The 18854-nt window shown below is 59.4% G+C and carries 20 protein-coding genes; 11 read left to right on the forward strand and 9 right to left on the reverse strand.

Annotation, left to right across the window (positions count from 1 at the left end; translation table 11 throughout):
- Entirely contained in the window at nt 1-597 is a 597-nt protein-coding gene (locus tag AC3WK5_RS19565; RefSeq protein WP_054596258.1) for a septation protein A, read from the reverse strand.
- 87 nt (nt 598-684) lie between these two features.
- Here AC3WK5_RS19565 and AC3WK5_RS19570 point away from each other — a divergent pair, with 87 nt between their 5' ends.
- The 5 genes from AC3WK5_RS19570 to rluB all read left to right on the forward strand — a co-directional run bounded on the left by AC3WK5_RS19570 (nt 685) and on the right by rluB (nt 5620).
- The gene (locus AC3WK5_RS19570; RefSeq protein ID WP_054596259.1) at nt 685-1548 is read left to right on the forward strand and encodes a PHP domain-containing protein; all 864 of its coding nucleotides are present in this window, start codon (nt 685-687) and stop codon (nt 1546-1548) included.
- A gap of 13 nt (nt 1549-1561) precedes the next feature.
- Nucleotides 1562-2191 carry an L-threonylcarbamoyladenylate synthase gene (locus AC3WK5_RS19575; RefSeq protein ID WP_103315681.1) on the forward strand — a complete coding sequence of 210 codons (630 nt, stop codon included), beginning with the start codon at nt 1562-1564 and terminating at the stop codon, nt 2189-2191.
- Nucleotides 2192-3010 carry a segregation and condensation protein A gene (locus AC3WK5_RS19580; RefSeq protein ID WP_103315578.1) on the forward strand — a complete coding sequence of 273 codons (819 nt, stop codon included), beginning with the start codon at nt 2192-2194 and terminating at the stop codon, nt 3008-3010.
- Between the two features lie 12 nt (nt 3011-3022).
- Nucleotides 3023-4015, forward strand: a complete 993-nt coding sequence (gene scpB, locus AC3WK5_RS19585) for an SMC-Scp complex subunit ScpB (protein ID WP_103315579.1) — start codon at nt 3023-3025, stop codon at nt 4013-4015.
- 321 nt (nt 4016-4336) lie between these two features.
- On the forward strand, nt 4337-5620 hold the full coding sequence (rluB, locus tag AC3WK5_RS19590) for a 23S rRNA pseudouridine(2605) synthase RluB (protein WP_054596262.1): 1284 nt from the start codon (nt 4337-4339) through the stop codon (nt 5618-5620).
- Nucleotides 5621-5819: 199 nt separating this feature from the next.
- Here the strand turns inward: rluB and AC3WK5_RS19595 are convergent, their stop codons facing one another.
- Nucleotides 5820-6782 (reverse strand): M29 family metallopeptidase, encoded by a 963-nt coding sequence (locus tag AC3WK5_RS19595; RefSeq protein ID WP_103315580.1) that lies wholly within the window; start codon nt 6780-6782, stop codon nt 5820-5822.
- A 67-nt stretch (nt 6783-6849) separates the two neighbouring features.
- Nucleotides 6850-6987 carry a hypothetical protein gene (locus AC3WK5_RS19600; protein ID WP_054596264.1) on the reverse strand — a complete coding sequence of 46 codons (138 nt, stop codon included), beginning with the start codon at nt 6985-6987 and terminating at the stop codon, nt 6850-6852.
- 949 nt (nt 6988-7936) lie between these two features.
- On the opposite strand from AC3WK5_RS19600, the gene AC3WK5_RS19605 reads away from it, so the two are divergent.
- Nucleotides 7937-9358 carry an amino acid permease gene (locus tag AC3WK5_RS19605; protein ID WP_103315581.1) on the forward strand — a complete coding sequence of 474 codons (1422 nt, stop codon included), beginning with the start codon at nt 7937-7939 and terminating at the stop codon, nt 9356-9358.
- 144 nt (nt 9359-9502) lie between these two features.
- A complete protein-coding gene (arfB, locus tag AC3WK5_RS19610) occupies nt 9503-9916 on the forward strand; it encodes an alternative ribosome rescue aminoacyl-tRNA hydrolase ArfB (RefSeq protein ID WP_019692415.1) in 414 nt (137 codons plus the stop codon).
- On the opposite strand, the gene AC3WK5_RS19615 is transcribed toward arfB, so the two are convergent.
- The 6 genes from AC3WK5_RS19615 to phhA all read right to left on the reverse strand — a co-directional run bounded on the left by AC3WK5_RS19615 (nt 9913) and on the right by phhA (nt 14335).
- Complete coding sequence (locus AC3WK5_RS19615; protein ID WP_103315582.1) at nt 9913-11112, reverse strand: MFS transporter; 1200 nt, start codon at nt 11110-11112, stop codon at nt 9913-9915. The two genes, arfB and AC3WK5_RS19615, sit on opposite strands and share 4 nt — an antisense overlap.
- 115 nt (nt 11113-11227) lie before the next feature.
- Complete coding sequence (locus AC3WK5_RS19620) at nt 11228-11410, reverse strand: hypothetical protein (RefSeq protein WP_019692413.1); 183 nt, start codon at nt 11408-11410, stop codon at nt 11228-11230.
- Between the two features lie 75 nt (nt 11411-11485).
- Nucleotides 11486-11617 (reverse strand): hypothetical protein, encoded by a 132-nt coding sequence (locus AC3WK5_RS19625; protein WP_256583854.1) that lies wholly within the window; start codon nt 11615-11617, stop codon nt 11486-11488.
- A gap of 307 nt (nt 11618-11924) precedes the next feature.
- Nucleotides 11925-13118, reverse strand: a complete 1194-nt coding sequence (locus tag AC3WK5_RS19630; protein ID WP_103315583.1) for an amino acid aminotransferase — start codon at nt 13116-13118, stop codon at nt 11925-11927.
- A complete protein-coding gene (locus AC3WK5_RS19635) occupies nt 13118-13474 on the reverse strand; it encodes a 4a-hydroxytetrahydrobiopterin dehydratase (RefSeq protein WP_019692410.1) in 357 nt (118 codons plus the stop codon). The genes AC3WK5_RS19630 and AC3WK5_RS19635 overlap by 1 nt, the downstream gene beginning before the upstream one ends.
- 69 nt (nt 13475-13543) lie before the next feature.
- Nucleotides 13544-14335: a phenylalanine 4-monooxygenase gene (gene phhA / locus AC3WK5_RS19640; RefSeq protein WP_103315584.1), complete on the reverse strand. Its 792-nt coding sequence runs from the start codon at nt 14333-14335 to the stop codon at nt 13544-13546.
- 281 nt (nt 14336-14616) lie between these two features.
- Here phhA and AC3WK5_RS19645 point away from each other — a divergent pair, with 281 nt between their 5' ends.
- The 4 genes from AC3WK5_RS19645 to flgH all read left to right on the forward strand — a co-directional run bounded on the left by AC3WK5_RS19645 (nt 14617) and on the right by flgH (nt 18851).
- On the forward strand, nt 14617-16179 hold the full coding sequence (locus AC3WK5_RS19645) for a sigma-54-dependent transcriptional regulator (RefSeq protein WP_103315682.1): 1563 nt from the start codon (nt 14617-14619) through the stop codon (nt 16177-16179).
- A 368-nt stretch (nt 16180-16547) separates the two neighbouring features.
- Nucleotides 16548-17288 (forward strand): flagellar basal body rod protein FlgF, encoded by a 741-nt coding sequence (locus tag AC3WK5_RS19650; protein WP_103315585.1) that lies wholly within the window; start codon nt 16548-16550, stop codon nt 17286-17288.
- 45 nt (nt 17289-17333) lie between these two features.
- On the forward strand, nt 17334-18119 hold the full coding sequence (gene flgG, locus AC3WK5_RS19655) for a flagellar basal-body rod protein FlgG (protein WP_054596270.1): 786 nt from the start codon (nt 17334-17336) through the stop codon (nt 18117-18119).
- A gap of 51 nt (nt 18120-18170) precedes the next feature.
- Complete coding sequence (gene flgH, locus AC3WK5_RS19660; RefSeq protein WP_054596271.1) at nt 18171-18851, forward strand: flagellar basal body L-ring protein FlgH; 681 nt, start codon at nt 18171-18173, stop codon at nt 18849-18851.
- Nucleotides 18852-18854: the final 3 nt, after the last annotated feature.

The following is an 18854-nucleotide window of genomic DNA, read 5'->3' on the forward strand; positions in this document are numbered from 1 at the left end:
TCAGTCCTCGGTTTTTGGCGTAGAAGTGTCGGCGTCGTGCAGGTGGCGGGACAGGTAAATGCCCTGGCCGACCAGGAACAGCAGGGTCATGCCCAGGCTGCCGAAGACTTTGAAGTCGACCCAATAGTCCTGGAAGGTGAACGCAACGAACAGGTTGGCCGCGCCACAAAACAGGAAAAAGCCGATCCAGGCGATGTTCAAACGGCTCCAGACCAGGTCCGGCAGGGTCAGCGCATGGCCCATGATGCGTTTGATCAGCAACTGCTCGCCGATGAAGTGGCTGCCGATAAAGGCCAGGGCGAACAGCCAGTTGACCACCGGCGCTTTCCATTTAAGGAAGGTTTCGCTGTGGAACGCCAGGGTCAGGCTACCGAAGACCAGGCAGGCGATCAGGGTCAGCCACTGGCTCTTTTCCAGCTTGCGCTGCTTGATGAACAGCGTGCCGTAGACCACCAGGGAGCTGGTGATCAGCATCGCAGTGGCGCTGTAAATGCCGCCTACGGTCAGTGGATAACCGGCGATGTCGACGACTCGTGGATCGATTTTGAAGACGATGAAAAACAGCAGAAGCGGGATGAAGTCGATGAATTGTTTCACAGTGGCAGCCAGAAGCAGGATGTGGCGGCATAATAACAAACATATTGAGTCGCGAAAGCGCCAGCTGATTTGAGGTTACACAGTCCTGTGAATGTTGATTTGCACTGCCATAGCACGGCCTCCGATGGCGCCCTGGCGCCTGCGGTACTGGTTGCGCGTGCGTTCGAGAAAGGCGTGCGAGTCCTGGCCTTGACCGATCACGACACCCTTGAAGGCCTCGACGAGGCCCGCAGCGCAGCGGTTGCGCTGGGGATGCAACTGATCAACGGCGTCGAATTGTCCTGCACCTGGGGGGGCGCGACCATTCATGTGCTCGGTTACGGGTTCGACGTCAATGCCCCGGCGCTGGTCGAGGCGATTGCCAAATTGCGTGACGGGCGCTGGCTGAGGTCCGAAGAAATCAGTCGCAAGCTCGAACTCAAGGGCATGCCGGGCGCGCTGGAAGGCGCGCGGGCTATCCAGCAGGAGCTTGGTGACAGCGGCAATGCGCCGGCCCGACCGCACTTTGCCGACTATCTGGTTCGTGCAGGCTTCGTCAAAGACCGTGCCGAAGCCTTCCGCAAGTGGCTGGGCGCCGGCAAGCTGGGGGACGTCAAGCAGCACTGGCCGACCCTGGAAGAAACCGTCGAAACCCTGCGCGCTGCCGGGGCCTGGGTCAGTCTGGCGCATCCTTGGCACTATGATTTTACCCGCAGCAAACGCCGTCGCCTGATTGCCGACTATATTCAAGCAGGCGGCCACGCAATCGAGGTGGTCAATGGCCATCAGCCGGCCGAGCAGGTCGGCAGCCTGGCTATTCTTGCGCGTGAGTTCGGTCTGCTGGTCAGTGCCGGCAGTGATTTCCATGGACCCGGAGGCTGGTCCGAGATCGGCGAGTACCGCCCACTCCCGGAGGACCTGCCACCACTTTGGTGTCGGTTCAAACATGACCCAGCCGTTATTGCCGTCTGAACAGGTAGACAATGTGAGTCAATTTTTCCAGATTCATCCGGAAAACCCGCAAGCGCGCCTGATCAAACAGGCTGTCGAGATCATCCGCAATGGCGGGGTAGTGATTTATCCTACTGACTCGTCCTACGCCATTGGTTGCCAGATCGGTGACAAGAATGCTGTGGAGCGCGTGCGTCGGCTACGTCAGCTGGATGAAAAGCACAATTTCGCGCTGATTTGCAGCGACCTGTCACAGCTGGGGCTGTTCGCCAAGATCGACACCGGCACGTTCCGCTTGCTCAAGGCCCACTTGCCGGGGCCGTACACGTTTATTCTCAACGCCACTCGCGAAGTGCCGCGTCTGCTGCTGCATCCGAAGAAACGTACCATCGGACTGCGGGTGCCGAGCCATCCGATTGCCCTGGCGCTGCTCGCAGAGCTGGGTGAGCCGCTGATGAGCGTGACCCTGATCATGCCCGGCGACACCGACCCGTTGAGCGATCCGTATGAAATGCGCCAGTTGCTTGAGCATCAGGTCGACCTGATCATCGACGGCGGTTTTGGCGGTATCAAAGCCTCCACGGTGATCAACCTGGCCGATGGCGAGCCAGAAGTGATTCGCGTCGGTTGCGGTGACCCCGCGCCGTTTACGGTTGAGGCCTAGATGTCCGCAGTAGAGCCCGTCGATAGCCAGGCCGGGGCACAGCAAGAGCTGCCGTTCGCCATGGTCTATGGCCAGGCGGTCATGGAAATGCCGCAGGACCTGTACATTCCGCCGGACGCGCTGGAAGTCTTCCTTGAGGCCTTCGAAGGCCCGCTCGACTTGCTGCTGTACCTGATCCGCAAGCAGAACATCAATATCCTCGACATTCCGGTGGCGGAAATTACCCGGCAGTACATGGGCTATGTCGAGTTGATGCAGTCGGTACGCCTGGAACTGGCTGCCGAGTATCTGGTGATGGCGGCGATGCTCGCCGAGATCAAGTCGCGGATGTTGCTGCCGCGCTCGGCCGAGATCGAAGAGGAAGAAGACGATCCGCGTGCCGAGCTGATCCGTCGCTTGCAGGAGTACGAACGCTTCAAGGCGGCCGCCGAAGGCATCGACGGCCTGAGCCGGGTTGGTCGCGATGTAGTGGTGCCCAAGCTCGATGCCCCGCAGGCGATGGCGCGCAAGTTGCTGCCGGACGTGAGTCTGGAAGAGTTGCTGATGTCCATGGCCGAGGTGCTGCGCCGTGGCGATATGTTCGAAAGCCATCAGGTCAGCCGCGAGGCGTTGTCAACGCGCGAGCGCATGAGCGATGTGCTGGAACGGCTCAAGGGCGGCGGTTTTGTGCCTTTTGTCGAGCTGTTCACCGCCGAAGAAGGACGCTTGGGTGTGGTCGTGACCTTTATGGCGATCCTCGAACTGGTCAAGGAATCTTTGGTCGAGCTGGTGCAGAATGAGCCGTTTGCGGCTATCCATGTGCGGGCGCGAGCCGAATAACGAGCAAATTCAATGAATCTGAGTGAACCCCGCGAGCTGGCGCCACTGCTTGAAGCCTTTCTGTTGGCCTCGGGAAAGCCGCAGTCGATGGAGCGTCTGTACGAACTCTTCGAGGAGGGCGAGCGCCCGGAGCCGCCGGTCTTCAAGAAGGCCTTGGCGATTCTCGCGAAATCCTGCGACGGTCGGGCTTTTGAGCTGAAGGAAGTCGCCTCGGGCTACCGTCTGCAAATTCGCGAAAAGTTCGCGCCGTGGGTCGGACGTCTGTGGGAAGAACGTCCGCAGCGCTATTCACGGGCGATGCTGGAGACCATGGCGTTGATTGCCTATCGTCAGCCTATTACCCGTGGCGAGATCGAGGATGTGCGCGGCGTGGCGGTCAACAGCCACATCGTCAAGACCCTGCTGGAGCGTGAGTGGATCAGGATCGTCGGTTATCGCGACGTACCGGGCAAGCCGGCGATGTTCGCCACCACCAAGGCGTTCCTCGATCATTTCAACCTGAAGAACCTCGACGACCTGCCACCGTTGGCCGAACTGCGCGAGCTGGAACCCGAGCCGATGCTCGAGTTCGACGACGCACCGGTGCCGCAGGGCCTGCAAGAACTGGCCGATGCCAGCGCCGAGCCGGAAGAGCCGAAAGACGAGACCAGTTTCCATACCTTGCTGCTCGAACTGGACTCGATGGAAGAGGGGATCAAGACCGACTTCGACGACTTGCTGCGTGATGGCGCGGTCAGCGACAGCGAGCCGCAGCCGCCCGTTGATGCGCCCGTCGAAGTGGCGGTAGAGACCGAGCACCAGGTTGAAGCCGAGGCCGAAACTGAAGAAGTTGAGGAGGAGGCTGAAGACGACGTCCTCGGCGTTGCCGAAGCTCGCGAGAAACTCCTGGCCGCCGTCGCTGCACTGGAACAGCCGAAACCCGCGCCCGAACTAAGCGACGAAGAAGCTGAAGCCCTGGCGCTGGCCGAAGCAATCGAGAACGAACGCCGCCACTTCGACGATTGACACGAATCCTGTGGGAGCGGGCTTGCTCGCGAAGGGGGCCTGACATTCCACCTCGATATTGACTGTCAGACCGCTTTCGTCGGATCGCCGCCCGGAGCAAGCCCGCTCCCACATTGATTTGTGTCTACAGGTGGTTTTGCAGTGAGCTCTATATCACCGGTCGGCGGAAAAACAATTAACCGACCGTTTATCCGCTAGTCTCTGATGCGCGAGCGGCGTCATGCGCGTATGATTCGCGACCCTTCGGCGATCCTTTCGCTCAAAGACCAGATTTCAAATCTTCAGGCCAGGCCTGAACAGACCACACCGGGAGGTGCCCAGATGAGTATCAACGACCAGAAAGACGACCAGGAAATCGGCCCAGCAGGCGAAAAACTGCAGAAAGTCCTCGCCCGTATCGGTGTCGGCTCGCGCCGCGACGTAGAAGCCTGGATCAGTCATGGCCGGATCAAGGTCAACGGCAAAGATGCCACCCTTGGCCTGCGAGTCGACCTGCACGACGCCATCACCATCGATGGCAAGGTGATCAAGCGTGAAGAAGCGGCCGAATCGGTCCGCCGCGTGATCATGTACAACAAACCCGACGGCGAAATCTGCACCCGTGACGACCCGGAAGGCCGTCCGACCGTGTTCGACAAAATGCCGAAACCCAAAGAAGGCCGCTGGATCAACATCGGTCGTCTGGACATCAACACCACCGGTTTGCTGATGTTCACCACCGACGGTGAACTGGCCAACCGCCTGATGCACCCATCCTACGAAATGGACCGCGAGTACGCGGTACGTGTTCGTGGTGAAGTCGACGACGAAATGATCGAGCGCCTCAAGGCTGGCGTCGTTCTCGAAGACGGCCCGGCGAAGTTCACCGACATCAAGCAGGCTCCAGGTGGCGAAGGTTTCAACCACTGGTACCACTGCGTGGTGATGGAAGGTCGTAACCGTGAAGTTCGACGTCTGTGGGAATCCCAGGGGCTGGTGGTCAGCCGTCTGAAGCGCGTGCGTTTCGGTCCGGTGTTCCTCAACTCTGACCTGCCGATGGGCCGCTGGCGCGAAATGAGCCAGTACGAAGTCGACGTACTGAGTGCTGAAGTCGGTTTGACCCCGGTGGCTATGCCGCAAATGAACGCCAAGAGCAAAGACAAGCTTGAGCGTATGCAGCGCAAGTCGTCGCGCCCGGTCGGCAAGAGCGAGCGCGTGCGGACCCTGCGTCCAGCGACCGGTGCTCCAGCGGCTGCTGGCCCGCGTCCAGCGCGCGAGCCGCAGATCGAAGGCGAGCGTCCGGCTCGCAAGCCGGCACCACGTCAGGACGGCGAGCGCGGTCCACGCACTCCGCGTCCGGCCAACGGTCGCACTGAACGTGGCGAAGGCCGCGGTGCTCCGTCCGGTGGTCGCAGCGATCGCGGTGCGCCGGCAGGTCGTGGTGAGTCGGGTCGCGGTACGCCAGTGGCAGACCGTCCGTCCGACACCAAGCGCCCGGCCAAGCCTGCGCCGAAAAAGCGTCCGGGCATCGTCCTGGTCGACCGTGATGCGCCATCGGGCAAGCGTCGTGGCGCACCGGCCGGTTCTGGTCAGCGCCCAGGCTTTGGTCGTCGCAAGCCGGAATAATCGGTAAGCGCTCCATAAAAAACGCCAACCCTCGGGTTGGCGTTTTTTTTGACGCGGCTTTAGTGATGTAGTGTTTTTGAGCCAGTCTTCGCGAGCAAGCCCGCTCCCACATTGGACCGTATCTACCTTGAGGTCGCGGTCAAATGTGGGAGCGGGCTTGCTCGCGAAGGCGTCAGTAGCATCACCAAAGCGGTTAGCGCTAAAAGACAAACCGCCCATCAAACACCGGCTTGTCATCCAGCGCCAACATGCCGCTGGCGAAGATCAGGTCCAGGTGATGGCTGCCCTTGGCGCCACCGCCCAACCCCAGGTGGAGGCCGCAATGGCGCTCTTCGAAGCCGGCGTTGCGCGCATACAGGTCCTTGACGCCCTCGTTGGTGCCGATCCCCAACTCCTCGATGCGTCGGTTGGAAGGATTGGCATCCAGGTATTTGTTGAAGTCATGTTCCAGCCCCGGCACTTGCGTGGCGATTCGGCTGATGGTCGAGTTCTCGATCCACAATTCCAGCGGCGATTCGAGCACACCATATTTGCGGGCGAAAGGAATGGTGCCGAGGAAGGTACCGACGAACTTTACCTGGCCATTGATGGCTTCGCTGTGGGTGGCGATCTCGCCGGGCGCCAGATCGAAGTTGCCGACGCCGTTGATATTGGTCCACTTCTTGATGCTGCTCAGCGGTGTTTCAAAGTAAGAGCCATGTCGATCACTGAAGCTCAGGGTGGTGGCCTGGGACATGCGCTGGATCAGATGGCTGTTGAGCCCGGCGATACGTTGCGGCGTGACACTGAAGGTGTCGTAGAAGTAATCGCCGTAATCCTTGAACAGCAGCGACTTCTTCCAGTGGTCGGCCATGACGCTTTGCAGGGCGCGAACAAACTCGGGGCCGTCCGGGCGCGGGTTGGGCAGGGTCGACGAGTCATAGAAGAAAATGTACAGATCACAGTCGGCAATCGCCTGTGCCAGGGTTTGGGTCGATTCGAGGTCCAGGCGCATGGCACTGAAGTGGAATGGCTCGTTGGCCGCTTGCTCGATGATCGCGCCGGTCAACGCCTCGTAAGGTTGCGTATGCCCGAGCAAGACCTTGGCCGGACGTACGCCAACGAGGGCAGGGTGGTGTTCGAGGTAGTAAAGGAAATGCGAAATGGCGCGGAGTCTATCCATGAGTCCTCCCTGACAGTCAGCGAATAGTGGCAGGTACGACCGGCCGGCGCGTACCTGCCTGGATTTCTTACAAAGGCCACATCGCCGTGCCGAACGGAACGACCGCGTCGGCTTGCATCATTTCAACAGCAGCGTCATGGGTCGGCGCTTCAAACCACTCGTCCAGTTGCAGTTCGGTTTCCAGGTCTTTATTCATTGCTTGCATAGTGAATCTCCCTGATAGCTTTAAGGTTGAATGACGGTGCTGTTTTCAGTGCGGGAATAAATCATTGCGACCGAAAAAAGTTGCCGCTTACTTGCGCGCCTTCACGGTCTGGCAAGTGGTTGGAAACCTAGTCCAGTACTTTTTAAAATACAATTTAAAATTTAAATTCGTCTTTTGTGAAATTTTTATTCCGTTTTTGGTTGTCTGTTTTTTCAATTAAAAACAAACGCTAACTCGGTCGCATCCGTAGGAATAGGACTACCGTCAATTTGCAGTCGGCCTACAGAAAGATCTGTAGTGGAAAAAATGCGTTACGCATCGTAAAGAAGACTTTACGAAAAGCCGCGTTCTGTGCTATGGATTCGGGTTGCAGTGAGGGCTGTAAGGAAAAGCTTCCGGTTGGTGCTCGGTCATACGGTTTACAGGGCTCTGGTCCGCTTGTTTCAAGACGGTTTCAGCGGTGAGATGCGCCCATGCCTGTCGTGCAGGTGCATAACAAGAAGGAGGCGCAATGAACGCCGTGAGCCATCTCCATCTCTCTTCGAGGGGTGATTTTTCCATCGCCCCCGTCAACGACCCGCAAAGGTCTGAGCTTTTTTTTGCAGCCGCCCGGGCCCCTCGAGGCGGACACAGGCAATCCCGGCAAACGACGCGCTGATTCAGCGGTGTCTGGCAGCAGGGGGTTACAGGTGTACAATGCGCCGCGTTTTAACTGTGACCTCCCTGCGTAACTGCGCAAACTCAAGGCTATCCGCTTTGTTAACTCCGCCGCGCCACAAGCGTGTCGGGTTCGATTTCGTCACAGATAAAAACAAACAGGTGACGCATGACCGGTAAAAAAACGCTGAACTCCTGGTGCCTGCGCTGGGGTTTGATCCGCGCCGCTTGATCCTGATCCGAGCGGCAACGTCTTAACGAACATTATCAAACCTTGCGTGAGACCCTTTTCATGAGTGGACAAAACTCGCATTCAGGCGAGCTGAAGCGCGGCCTGAAAAATCGCCATATTCAACTGATCGCCCTCGGTGGCGCGATCGGTACCGGATTGTTCCTGGGCTCTGCCGGTGTGCTGAAATCGGCCGGCCCGTCGATGATTCTCGGTTACGCAATCTGTGGCTTCATCGCTTTCATGATCATGCGCCAACTGGGCGAAATGATCGTTGAAGAGCCGGTGGCTGGCTCGTTCAGCCACTTTGCGCACAAGTACTGGGGCGGTTTCGCCGGCTTCCTGTCGGGCTGGAACTGCTGGATTCTGTACATCCTGGTGGGCATGTCGGAGCTGACAGCGGTCGGCAAATATGTGCACTACTGGTGGCCGGATGTCCCGACCTGGGCTTCGGCTGCAGTGTTCTTCGTGATGATCAATGCGATCAACCTGGCTAACGTCAAAGTCTTTGGCGAAGCGGAGTTCTGGTTTGCGATCATCAAGGTCGTGGCGATCGTCGGCATGATTGCCCTGGGCAGCTACCTGCTGGTCAGCGGCCATGGCGGCCCGCAAGCCTCGGTGAGCAACCTGTGGGAACACGGTGGGTTCTTCCCGAATGGCGTCAGTGGTCTGGTGATGGCCATGGCGATCATCATGTTCTCCTTCGGCGGCCTGGAAATGCTCGGTTTCACCGCAGCAGAAGCCGACAAGCCGAAAACCGTGATCCCGAAAGCCATTAATCAGGTGATCTACCGGATCCTGATTTTCTACATCGGCGCACTGGTGGTTCTGCTGTCGCTGACTCCGTGGGACAGCTTGCTGGTGAGCCTGAATGCCTCCGGCGATGCCTATAGTGGCAGCCCGTTCGTTCAGGTGTTCTCGATGCTGGGCAGCAAGACCGCGGCGCACATCCTCAACTTCGTGGTGCTGACTGCTGCGCTGTCGGTGTACAACAGCGGCACCTACTGCAACAGCCGCATGTTGCTGGGCATGGCTGAACAGGGCGACGCCCCGAAAGGCCTGGCGAAGATCGACAAGCGCGGCGTGCCGGTGCGTTCGATCCTGGCCTCGGCCGCGGTAACGTTCGTTGCGGTGGTGATGAACTACCTGATCCCGCAGCACGCGCTGGAACTGCTGATGTCGCTGGTGGTTGCAACGCTGGTGATCAACTGGGCGATGATCAGCTACTCGCACTTCAAGTTCCGCCAGCACATGAACCGCACCAAACAAACGCCCTTGTTCAAGGCGCTGTGGTACCCATACGGCAACTACATCTGCCTGGCGTTCGTGGCCTTTATCCTGTGCATCATGCTGATGATCCCGGGCATCCAGATCTCGGTCTACGCGATTCCGGTGTGGGTCCTGTTCATGTGGGTCTGCTACAACATCAAGAACAAACGCAGCGCTCAGCACGCGTTGAATGCTGCGGCTTCTGCAGTGAAGTAACGCAGAAAGCAGAAACGACAAACCCGGCCATGTGCCGGGTTTGTTGTTTTCAGGGTTCACACAAAACTCTGTGGGAACGAGCCTGTAATCTCCTTCAGGCTATTCGGGTATCCTGATGCACTCCTAACGCGGATACGCTTTTCCATGCTGGTGATTTCCAACAACGTGCATCTGCCGGATGCCGAGATCGAATTGACCGCCATTCGTGCGCAAGGCGCGGGTGGGCAGAACGTCAACAAGGTCTCCAGCGCGGTGCACCTGCGCTTCGATATTCCGGCGTCATCCTTGCCGGAGTTCTACAAGGAGCGCTTGCTGGCGCTGCGTGACAGTCGGATCACCAGCGACGGCGTGATCATCATCAAGGCCCAGCAGTACCGCACGCAGGAGGCCAACCGCGCAGATGCGCTGGCGCGACTGACCGAGTTGATCCTTAGCGCCACCAAGGTTGAAAAAAAACGTCGTCCGACCAAGCCGACCCTGGGCTCGAAGAAGCGTCGGCTGGAGTCAAAAACCAAGCGCGGCTCGATCAAGGCCGGGCGCGGCAAAGTCGACTTCTAGGGCGCTTCGCGCTCTTCACGATACTTTGGTGATTGCCGGTACAGGTAGACGCTGAGCATCAAACCGCTCAACGCGGCGAGGGCGGCGAACAGGAAGATCGAGGCAAAGCCGAATCCGGCTGCGATGGCGCCCGCCAACGGCCCGGTGATCCCCAGTGACAAGTCGATGAACAGCGAGTAAGCGCCAACTGCCGCGCCACGGCTGGAGGCGGGCACCAGATTCACCGCTTCCACGCCCAGCGCCGGGAACACCAGCGAGAAGCCGAACCCGCTCAGCGCCGCGCCCGCCAGTGCCCAGTGTGCGTCCGGTGCTATCCACAACAGCAATAAGCCAAGGGTTTCGACCGACAGGCAGGCAATCGCCACGCGAAAACCGCCGAGGCGATTGATCAGATTGCCGAACAGCAGACGCGCGCCAATGAAACAGGCGCCGAACAGGCTCAGGCAGAGCACGGCGTTGTCCCAGTGTCGGGTGGCGTAATACAGGGTGATGAAGGTGGCGATGGTGCCGAAGCCGATCGAGCCCAGCGCCAGCCCGCAACCGTGGGGCAGCACCCGTCCCAGGACATGCATGAACGGCAGGCGTTCACCGGCAACGATCGGCGCCGCGGTTTTCGGCCAGGCCAACAGTAGCCCCAGCGCTGCCAGCAACAGAATGCTCACGCCCATGCTCCACAGCCCCAAGTGATGCACCAGCAGCACGCCGAGCGGTGCGCCGACCGCCAGCGCACCGTAACTGGCGATGCCGTTCCAGGAGATAACCTTGGCGGTATTCGCTGCGCCGACCCGTCCGATGCCCCAACCAATCGATCCTGAACCGACCAGGCTTTCGGCACTGCCCAGTACCAGTCGGCCGATCAGCAGGCTGATCAGGCTCAAGGTCGGCAGGTTTTGCGTCCAGGCCGACAGCAGCATAAACACACCGCTCAAGCCGCACCCAGCCAGGCCGATCATTACCGCGCGTTTGCTGCCCTGGTTGTCGATGATCCGTCCTGCGTACGGGCGGCTGAGCAGGGTGGCGAGGTATTGCACACTGATCACCAGGCCCGCGATTACCGCGCCAAAGCCCAGGTCGCTGTGCACGTAACCCGGCAACACGGCCAAGGGGATGCCGATATTCAGATAGCCGATGAAGGTAAACAGGACGATGGAAACGACTTGCAGCGTGACCGCCATGGGGCGCTGAGGATCTGGCATGGGAATGGGTCCACGGGACAGCAGGATAGATAGGCTGCTTATGATACCGGTGGTTGGATGCGCAGAGGGGGAGAAATTGGTGCCGGGTGTCGATCGTTGTGTTGCCTGGCCGGAATCAGGATTTGGCAGGTGCGACCAGTTGCGTGGTTACCAGTGCGGCGAGGGCGTTTTCCTGGCTGCCGAAGCGGGTCAGGAGCAGGGCTTGCTTCTCGGGTGTCAGGCGGTTCCAGACATCGATCATCTTTTCGGCAGTGCCGATCAGTACGCTGGCCTGGCTTTCGGTGAAGGTGTCGCTCATGTGCGGGTCCTTGGTTCAGGCTGTGTGGAAAGCGCATGAGTTAGCGCTTTCCACACGGTCTGGGTAGTGCTTTTTTCAGTCTTCGCTGTCGGCCTTGCGGCTGCCAGTGGCTTCTTTCGGCTCGGGCTTATGGGCACCGGCTTGTTGCGGGGTTGTCTGCGCAGTTTCGTGCAGGCTTGGGAAGGGGAGATTAGGAATCTCGTGCATGTTGGTTGCTCCTCGCAAGGTCTGTTTTTAAATCGCTGTGTAGATCCGCGCTTTTAAAAAGCCTGGGCAGGATACAGCAGGGGAGATGACAGAAAGACTTTTATCTCCCTTTGTTGCGACGGATGGCCGCATGCGGTACCCGTGCTTTGAAGCATTTGTGGCGAGGGAGCTTGCTCCCGCTGGGCTGCGGAGCAGCCCCAAAAGTAAGGTAATTAGTTTGTTCAGTTAAAGCTCGAATGCAGGCTTTTCGACCACTGCGTGCTCGAGCGGGAGCAAGCTCCCTCGCCACAAGGAGCCTGCCGGGGATTTACTTGCAGACGTCAGCGATAGCTTGCGCCAGCAAATCCAGACGTGTCGCATCAATCCCGGCGACGTTGGCGCGACCGGAGCTGACCATGTACACGCTGTGGTGGTCGCGCAGGTTTTTCACCTGCGCCGGCGTCAAACCGGTGTAGGAAAACATCCCGCGTTGCACACCGATATGCGCGAAGCGTTCGCCCAAGCCGTGTGGCTCCAGCGCTTCCACCAGGCCCGAGCGCAACTGCGCGATGCGCAAACGCATGGCTTCCACTTCATCGGCCCACAGTTGTTTCAGCTCCGGGTCGCCAAGGATGGTTGCCACCACGGCGGCGCCGTGATCCGGTGGTGTCGACCACAGGTTGCGGGCGATGTTGGCCAATTGGCTGCGGATATCCACCAGCTTTTCGGCATCCTTCGCGCAGACGATCAACGCACCGGTGCGGTCGCGGTACAGGCCGAAGTTTTTCGAGCAGGAACTGGTAATCAGCAGCTCGGGCAGTTCAGCGGCAAACAACCGCACCGCCCAGGCGTCCTGCTCCAGACCATCGCCAAAACCCTGATAAGCGAAGTCGATCAGTGGCAGCAGTTCGCGGCTGCGAACCACCTCCAGCACTCGGCGCCAGTCATCGTGGGACAAGTCGAAACCGGTCGGGTTATGACAGCAGGCGTGCAGCAGCACCACATCGCCCTTGGGAATCAGGTTCAGGGTCGCCAGCATCGCTTCGACATCGAGGCGATTGTCGCTGCCCACGTACGGATAGTGGCTGACCTTGAGGCCGGCAGTGGCGTAGATGGTTTCGTGAATCGGCCACGTCGGGTTGCTCAGCCAGATGCCACGTCCCGGCAGGCAGTGCGCAATGAAGTCGGCGCTCAAGCGCAAGGCGCCGGTGCCGCCCGGGGTTTGGGTCGCGCCGGCTCGCTGCTCGGCGATCAGCGTGGAATCGGCGCCGAGCACCAGCTCATTGATCACTTTGCCGAAAGCCGGGTCACCGTGACCGCCGATGTAGGTCTTGGTGGTCTGACGATCCACCAGGCGCAGTTCGGCGAGTTTCACCGACTGCGGAATCGGGGTCAGGCCCTGGGCGTCCTTGTAGACGCCCACGCCAAGGTCGAACTTGCACGGATTGCTGTCCTGCGCATAGGCCTCCATCAGGCCGAGAATCGGGTCGCCGGGTACTCGGCCGATGGCGTCGAAATGCATTATTTGCGGCCCTCGGCGTCTTTGGCCACTTCGTCAGTGCGCGCGGCCATGATGAAATCGTTGCGGTGCAAGCCTTTGATCGAGTGGCTCCACCAGGTCACGGTGACTTTGCCCCACTCGGTGAGCAGGCCTGGGTGGTGACCTTCGGCCTCGGAGATTTCACCCACGGCATTGGTAAAGGCCAGGGCGAATTTGAAATTCTTGAACAGGAAGACTTTTTCCAGCTGCATCACGCCATCGCGGACTTCGATGTTCCAGTCAGGGATCTGCTTGATCAGTACCGGCAGTTCTTCGTCGCTGACTTGTGGAGCATCGGCACGGCAGGCTTCGCAATGGGCTTGGTTCAGAGCGTTCATGGTGTATTCCTGAATTCGGTTCTTGTTAGACGTTACTATTTTTTGAGGGGCGCCGCGACTGCGGCGCTCTCAGGCCGCCTTGGGTTTAGGCGGAAACTTGGGTGCGTGCAGACCCAGCTGCATGCCTTGCTGGACCATGCCCATGATGTCCTCGTGGGCCAGATCGAACAGGCGCTTGAGGTTGGGCAGGACGAAGTACAGCGGTTGCAGGATGTCGATGCGATACGGTGTGCGCATCGCCTCCAGCGGATCAAAGGCTTGATGCTCCGGTTCGCCGGACAGGCTGTACACGGTTTCTTTCGGCGAGGAGAGGATGCCGCCGCCGTAGATGCGTTTGCCTTGCGGGGTGTCGACCAGGCCAAACTCGATGGTCATCCAGTACAGGCGCGCCAGATAAACGCGTTCTTCCTTGGAAGCCTGTAAGCCGAGTTTGCCGTAGGTGTGGGTGAATTCGGCGAACCAAGGGTTGGTCAACAGTGGGCAGTGCCCAAAGATCTCGTGGAAAATGTCCGGCTCTTGCAGGTAATCCAGTTCTTCGCGAGTACGAATAAAGGTCGCGACCGGAAACTGCTTGCTGGCCAGTAATTCAAAGAAGGTCTGGAATGGAATCAGCGCCGGTACCCGGGCAACTTGCCAGCCAGTGGTCTCGCCGAGGACTTTGTTGATTTCGTCGAGTTGCGGAATGCGGTCATGGGGCAGGCCGAGTTTTTCGATTCCGTCCATGTATTCCTGGCACGCACGACCCTCGAGCACTTTCAGCTGGCGAGTGATCAGCGTGTTCCACACTGCATGCTCTTCAGCGGTGTAGTGAATAAAACCTTGCGCATCGGGCTCGCGGGCCACGTATTGCGTCTGCTTCATGCTGCTCTCCTGCAAAGGGATACGTTCTTGTTATGTCTGTTGCCTATGGACCTAGAGATAACCCGAAGTGTGCGACCTTGCAGCAGGTTTGGAGCGTTGCGCGTAGGAGAATTCCCTGATTTTCGTAAAGTATTCGTTACGGATGGGCGGCTGTGGCGTAGGTATTGAGATTTTCGGGTTTTAAAAGGCCCTGGGCTGTCACATAATCTTGACAACAAACTTCGCGCCTCGGCAGAAAAATCCTCGCCATGCGCCTCATTTACCACCGTTCGGGCCTTTATATGCGTATCAAAGTCCACTGCCAGAACCGCATCGGTATCCTGCGCGACATTCTCAACCTGCTGGTGGAGTACGGGATCAACGTCGCCCGGGGTGAGGTCGGCGGCGAGCATGGCAACGCGATCTATCTGCATTGCCCGAACCTGATCAACCTTCAGTTCCAGGCACTGCGTCCGAAGTTCGAGGCCATCACCGGTGTGTTTGGCGTCAAGCGCGTAGGGCTGATGCCCAGCGAGCGTCGGCACATGGAGCTGAACGCCTTGCTCGGCGCGCTGGAGTTTCCGGTGCTGTCGATCGACATGGGCGGCTCGATCGTCGCGGCCAACCGTGCTGCCGCGCAATTGCTCGGGGTGCGGGTGGACGAGGTGCCGGGCATTCCCTTGTCGCGGTATGCCGAGGACTTCGATCTGCCGGAGCTTGTTCGCGCCAATAAATCGCGGATCAATGGCTTGCGGGTCAAGGTCAAGGGCGACGTGTTCCTGGCCGATATCGCGCCGTTGCAATCGGAGCATGACGACAGCGAGGCCATGGCTGGTGCGGTGCTGACGTTGCACCGGGCGGACCGGGTCGGCGAACGCATCTATAACGTGCGCAAGCAGGAGTTGCGCGGTTTCGACAGCATTTTCCAGAGTTCGAAGGTCATGGCCGCGGTGGTGCGTGAAGCGCGACGCATGGCGCCACTGGATGCGCCGCTGCTGATCGAGGGCGAGACCGGCACCGGTAAAGAACTGTTGGCGCGCGCCTGCCATCTGGCCAGCCCGCGTGGACAGTCGCCGTTGATGGCGCTCAACTGTGCCGGGTTACCAGAATCGATGGCCGAGACCGAGCTGTTCGGTTATGGCCCAGGGGCGTTCGAAGGGGCGCGCGCCGAAGGCAAACTCGGGCTGCTGGAACTGACGGCGGGCGGTACGCTGTTTCTCGATGGTGTCGGGGAAATGAGTCCGCGCTTGCAGGTGAAATTGCTGCGGTTCTTGCAGGACGGTTGCTTCCGCCGGGTCGGCAGCGATGAAGAGGTTTACCTGGATGTGCGGGTGATCTGCGCCACCCAGGTCGATTTGTCTGAACTGTGTGCCAGCGGTGAATTCCGTCAGGATCTTTACCATCGCTTGAATGTGCTTTCGTTGCACATCCCGCCGCTGCGTGAATGCCTCGACGGTCTGACGCCGCTGGTCGAGCACTTTCTCGATCAGGCCAGTCGGCAGATTGGTTGTCCACTACCGAAGCTGGCACCGGCGGCGATGGAGCGGCTCAGCCATTATCACTGGCCGGGCAACGTCCGGCAGTTGGAAAACGTGCTGTTTCAGGCGGTTTCGTTGTGTGACGGCGGCACGGTCAAGGCAGAGCATATTCGCCTGCCTGATTACGGCGTGCGCCAGCCTCTGGGGGATTTCTCGCTGGAAGGCGGGCTGGACGAGATTGTCGGGCGTTTCGAAAAGGCGGTGCTGGAGCGGTTGTATTCCGAGTACCCGAGCAGTCGCCTGTTGGGCAAGCGCCTCGGGGTTTCTCATACCACCATCGCCAATAAACTGCGTGAATACGAAGTCGGTAAAGAACCGGGCGCATAGCCTGTGGTGGACGGGCTCTTTGTGGCGAGGGAGCTTGCTCCCGCTCGGGCGCGAAGCGGCCGCAACTTCCGTCGGCGGGTAATGCCTGCTGGAACTTCATTGTTGTTTTTGGGGCTGCTTTGCAGCCCAGCGGGAGCAAGCTCCCTCGCCACGGTGAATGTGTCGCGTGTAAAAGGCCGACACTTGCCGTAAGCGGCATAACCGCGCCGGTTTTTCGTCTTTGATGCCATTGCCCATTCTCCTCCAATTCCTCTCAAGTCCTTTGTTTAGAGGACTTCGAACCCCTGCGTGAAAGTTGGTCTGCAAATTGCTTGAGGCTCAGCAGTACAGCGGTGGGCGGCAAACGTCCGACATGCAGAGGAAAGACTGTGGACAAGTACCTTTATGTGGCAATGACCGGCGCCAGCCAGAACGCACTGGCGCAAAAGGCTCATGCCAACAACCTGGCGAACATCTCCACCAACGGTTTTCAGAAAGACCTGGAGCAAGCGCGGTCGATGCCGGTGTTTGGCGACAGCTTTCCGGCGCGAGCGTTTGCCCTGTCCGAACGTCCGGCCACCGACTTCTCTCCAGGCGCGATGATTGAAACCGGTCGCGACCTTGATGTAGCGGTTCAGGGCAGCGGCTGGATTGCCGTACAGAATCCGAGCGGTGGTGAAAGCTATGTGCGCACCGGCAGCCTGAATGTCGACGCCTTGGGCGTGCTGCGCGCCGGCAACGGCATGCCGGTCATGGGCAACGGTGGCCCGATTGCCGTGCCGCCCGAGCAGAAAATCGAAGTCGGTCAGGACGGCACCATCAGCATTCGGTCAATGGGTGAAGGTCCGCGCGTCATCGCAGAAATCGACCGCATCAAGCTGGTCAACCCGGACATCAAGAACATGACCAAGGGGCTGGACGGTTCGATCAACACCGCAGACGGCAAGCCGGCACCGGTCGATGCCAATGTGCAACTGGTGTCGGGCTTCCTTGAGTCGAGCAACGTCAATGCCGTTGAAGAGATGACCTCGGTGTTGGCCTTGTCCAAGCAATTCGAGCTGCACATCAAGATGATGAACACCGCCAAAGACGACGACCAGGCCATGGCTCGGGTCTTGCAGATCAGCTAATTATCAGAACGTCGCGCCGTAAAACAGGCGCACGAGGAGAATTGAATGCTTCCGGCTCTATGGGTTGCCAAAACAGGTCTGTCCGCCCAGGACACCAACCTGACGACTATTTCCAACAACCTGGCAAACGTATCGACCACGGGTTTCAAGCGTGACCGTGCCGAGTTCCAGGACTTGTTGTACCAGATCAAGCGTCAGCCAGGCGCCCAGTCGACCCAGGACAGCGCACTGCCGTCGGGTCTGCAATTGGGTACCGGTGTGCGCATTGTCGGCACTCAGAAAAACTTCACCGCCGGTAGCCTGCAAACCACCGACCAGCCGCTGGACATGGCGGTCGACGGTCGCGGTTTCTTCCAGATCCTGCAGCCGGATGGCACCACCGCCTACACCCGTGACGGTACGTTCCACCTGGACTCCAATGGCCAGATCGTCAATGCCAGTGGCTTTGCCCTGGAACCGGCCATCGTCATTCCGAACAACGCACAGACCTTCACCGTCGGTCGTGACGGCACCGTGTCGATCACCGTTCCGGGCGCTGCTGCCGCGCAAGTGATCGGCAACCTGCAAACCGCCGACTTCATCAACCCGGCCGGTCTGCAGGCGATGGGCAACAACCTGTTCCAGGAAACCGCCGCCAGTGGCGCGCCGCAAATCGGTACGCCGGGCCTGAACGGTTTTGGTACCACGCTGCAGAACACCCTGGAAACCTCCAACGTCAGCACCGTTGAAGAGATGGTCAACATGATCACCACTCAACGCGCTTACGAGATGAACTCCAAGGTGATTTCTACCGCCGACCAGATGCTCTCGTTCGTAACGCAGAATCTGTAATCAAGTCTATGAGGCGGCATGCAGCCGCCTGCAACACCGTGAGGTAGGGTCATGAATCGCTTTGTATCTGTTCTCGCATTGAGTGGGATCGCCGTGCTCGCGGGCTGCGTCGGTCCGACGCCGAAGCCCAATGACCCCTACTATGCGCCCGTGTTGCCTCGTACACCGCTGCCTGCAGCGGCGAACAACGGCTCGATCTATCAGGCCGGTTTCGAGCAGAACCTGTACAGCGACCGCAAGGCGTTCCGGGTCGGTGACATCATCACCATCACCCTGAACGAGAAGACCCAAGCCAGTAAAAACGCCAACTCCCAGGTGGACAAGACCAGCAAGGCCGGAATCGGTCTGACCTCGTTGTTCGGTGGCACCCCGGCCGCCAACAGTCCGCTGAGTCTGGGTGCCAATTACAACGGTGATCGCGCCACCAAGGGCGACAGCAAGGCAGGGCAGGGCAACAGCCTGGTCGGTTCGATCACCGTCACCGTTGCCGACGTGCTGCCCAACGGCATCATTGCCGTGCGTGGCGAGAAGTGGATGACCCTCAACACCGGTGATGAGCTGGTGCGCATTGCCGGTCTGGTCCGGGCAGACGATATTGCTACCGATAACACGGTGCCGTCGACGCGTATCGCTGATGCACGGATCACCTATTCGGGCACCGGTTCGTTTGCCGACGCGAGTCAGCCAGGCTGGTTCGACCGTTTCTTCCTAAGCCCGCTGTTCCCTTTCTAGGTG

Source organism: Pseudomonas sp. FW306-02-D09B (genome assembly GCF_058782685.1).

Bases quoted from the DNA above. Each gene is read 5' to 3' on its own strand.
- AC3WK5_RS19615 (WP_103315582.1), bottom strand. From the start codon at position 11,112: ATGCCAGATCCTCAGCGCCCCATGGCGGTCACGCTGCAAGTCGTTTCC.
- flgG (WP_054596270.1), top strand. From the start codon at position 17,334: ATGCTTCCGGCTCTATGGGTTGCCAAAACAGGTCTGTCCGCCCAGGAC.
- AC3WK5_RS19580 (WP_103315578.1), top strand. From the start codon at position 2,192: ATGTCCGCAGTAGAGCCCGTCGATAGCCAGGCCGGGGCACAGCAAGAG.
- AC3WK5_RS19620 (WP_019692413.1), bottom strand. From the start codon at position 11,410: ATGAGCGACACCTTCACCGAAAGCCAGGCCAGCGTACTGATCGGCACT.
- scpB (WP_103315579.1), top strand. From the start codon at position 3,023: ATGAATCTGAGTGAACCCCGCGAGCTGGCGCCACTGCTTGAAGCCTTT.
- AC3WK5_RS19630 (WP_103315583.1), bottom strand. From the start codon at position 13,118: ATGCATTTCGACGCCATCGGCCGAGTACCCGGCGACCCGATTCTCGGC.
- flgH (WP_054596271.1), top strand. From the start codon at position 18,171: ATGAATCGCTTTGTATCTGTTCTCGCATTGAGTGGGATCGCCGTGCTC.
- arfB (WP_019692415.1), top strand. From the start codon at position 9,503: ATGCTGGTGATTTCCAACAACGTGCATCTGCCGGATGCCGAGATCGAA.
- AC3WK5_RS19595 (WP_103315580.1), bottom strand. From the start codon at position 6,782: ATGGATAGACTCCGCGCCATTTCGCATTTCCTTTACTACCTCGAACAC.
- AC3WK5_RS19645 (WP_103315682.1), top strand. From the start codon at position 14,617: ATGCGTATCAAAGTCCACTGCCAGAACCGCATCGGTATCCTGCGCGAC.
- AC3WK5_RS19625 (WP_256583854.1), bottom strand. From the start codon at position 11,617: ATGCACGAGATTCCTAATCTCCCCTTCCCAAGCCTGCACGAAACTGCG.
- AC3WK5_RS19605 (WP_103315581.1), top strand. From the start codon at position 7,937: ATGAGTGGACAAAACTCGCATTCAGGCGAGCTGAAGCGCGGCCTGAAA.
- rluB (WP_054596262.1), top strand. From the start codon at position 4,337: ATGAGTATCAACGACCAGAAAGACGACCAGGAAATCGGCCCAGCAGGC.
- phhA (WP_103315584.1), bottom strand. From the start codon at position 14,335: ATGAAGCAGACGCAATACGTGGCCCGCGAGCCCGATGCGCAAGGTTTT.
- AC3WK5_RS19635 (WP_019692410.1), bottom strand. From the start codon at position 13,474: ATGAACGCTCTGAACCAAGCCCATTGCGAAGCCTGCCGTGCCGATGCT.
- AC3WK5_RS19600 (WP_054596264.1), bottom strand. From the start codon at position 6,987: ATGCAAGCAATGAATAAAGACCTGGAAACCGAACTGCAACTGGACGAG.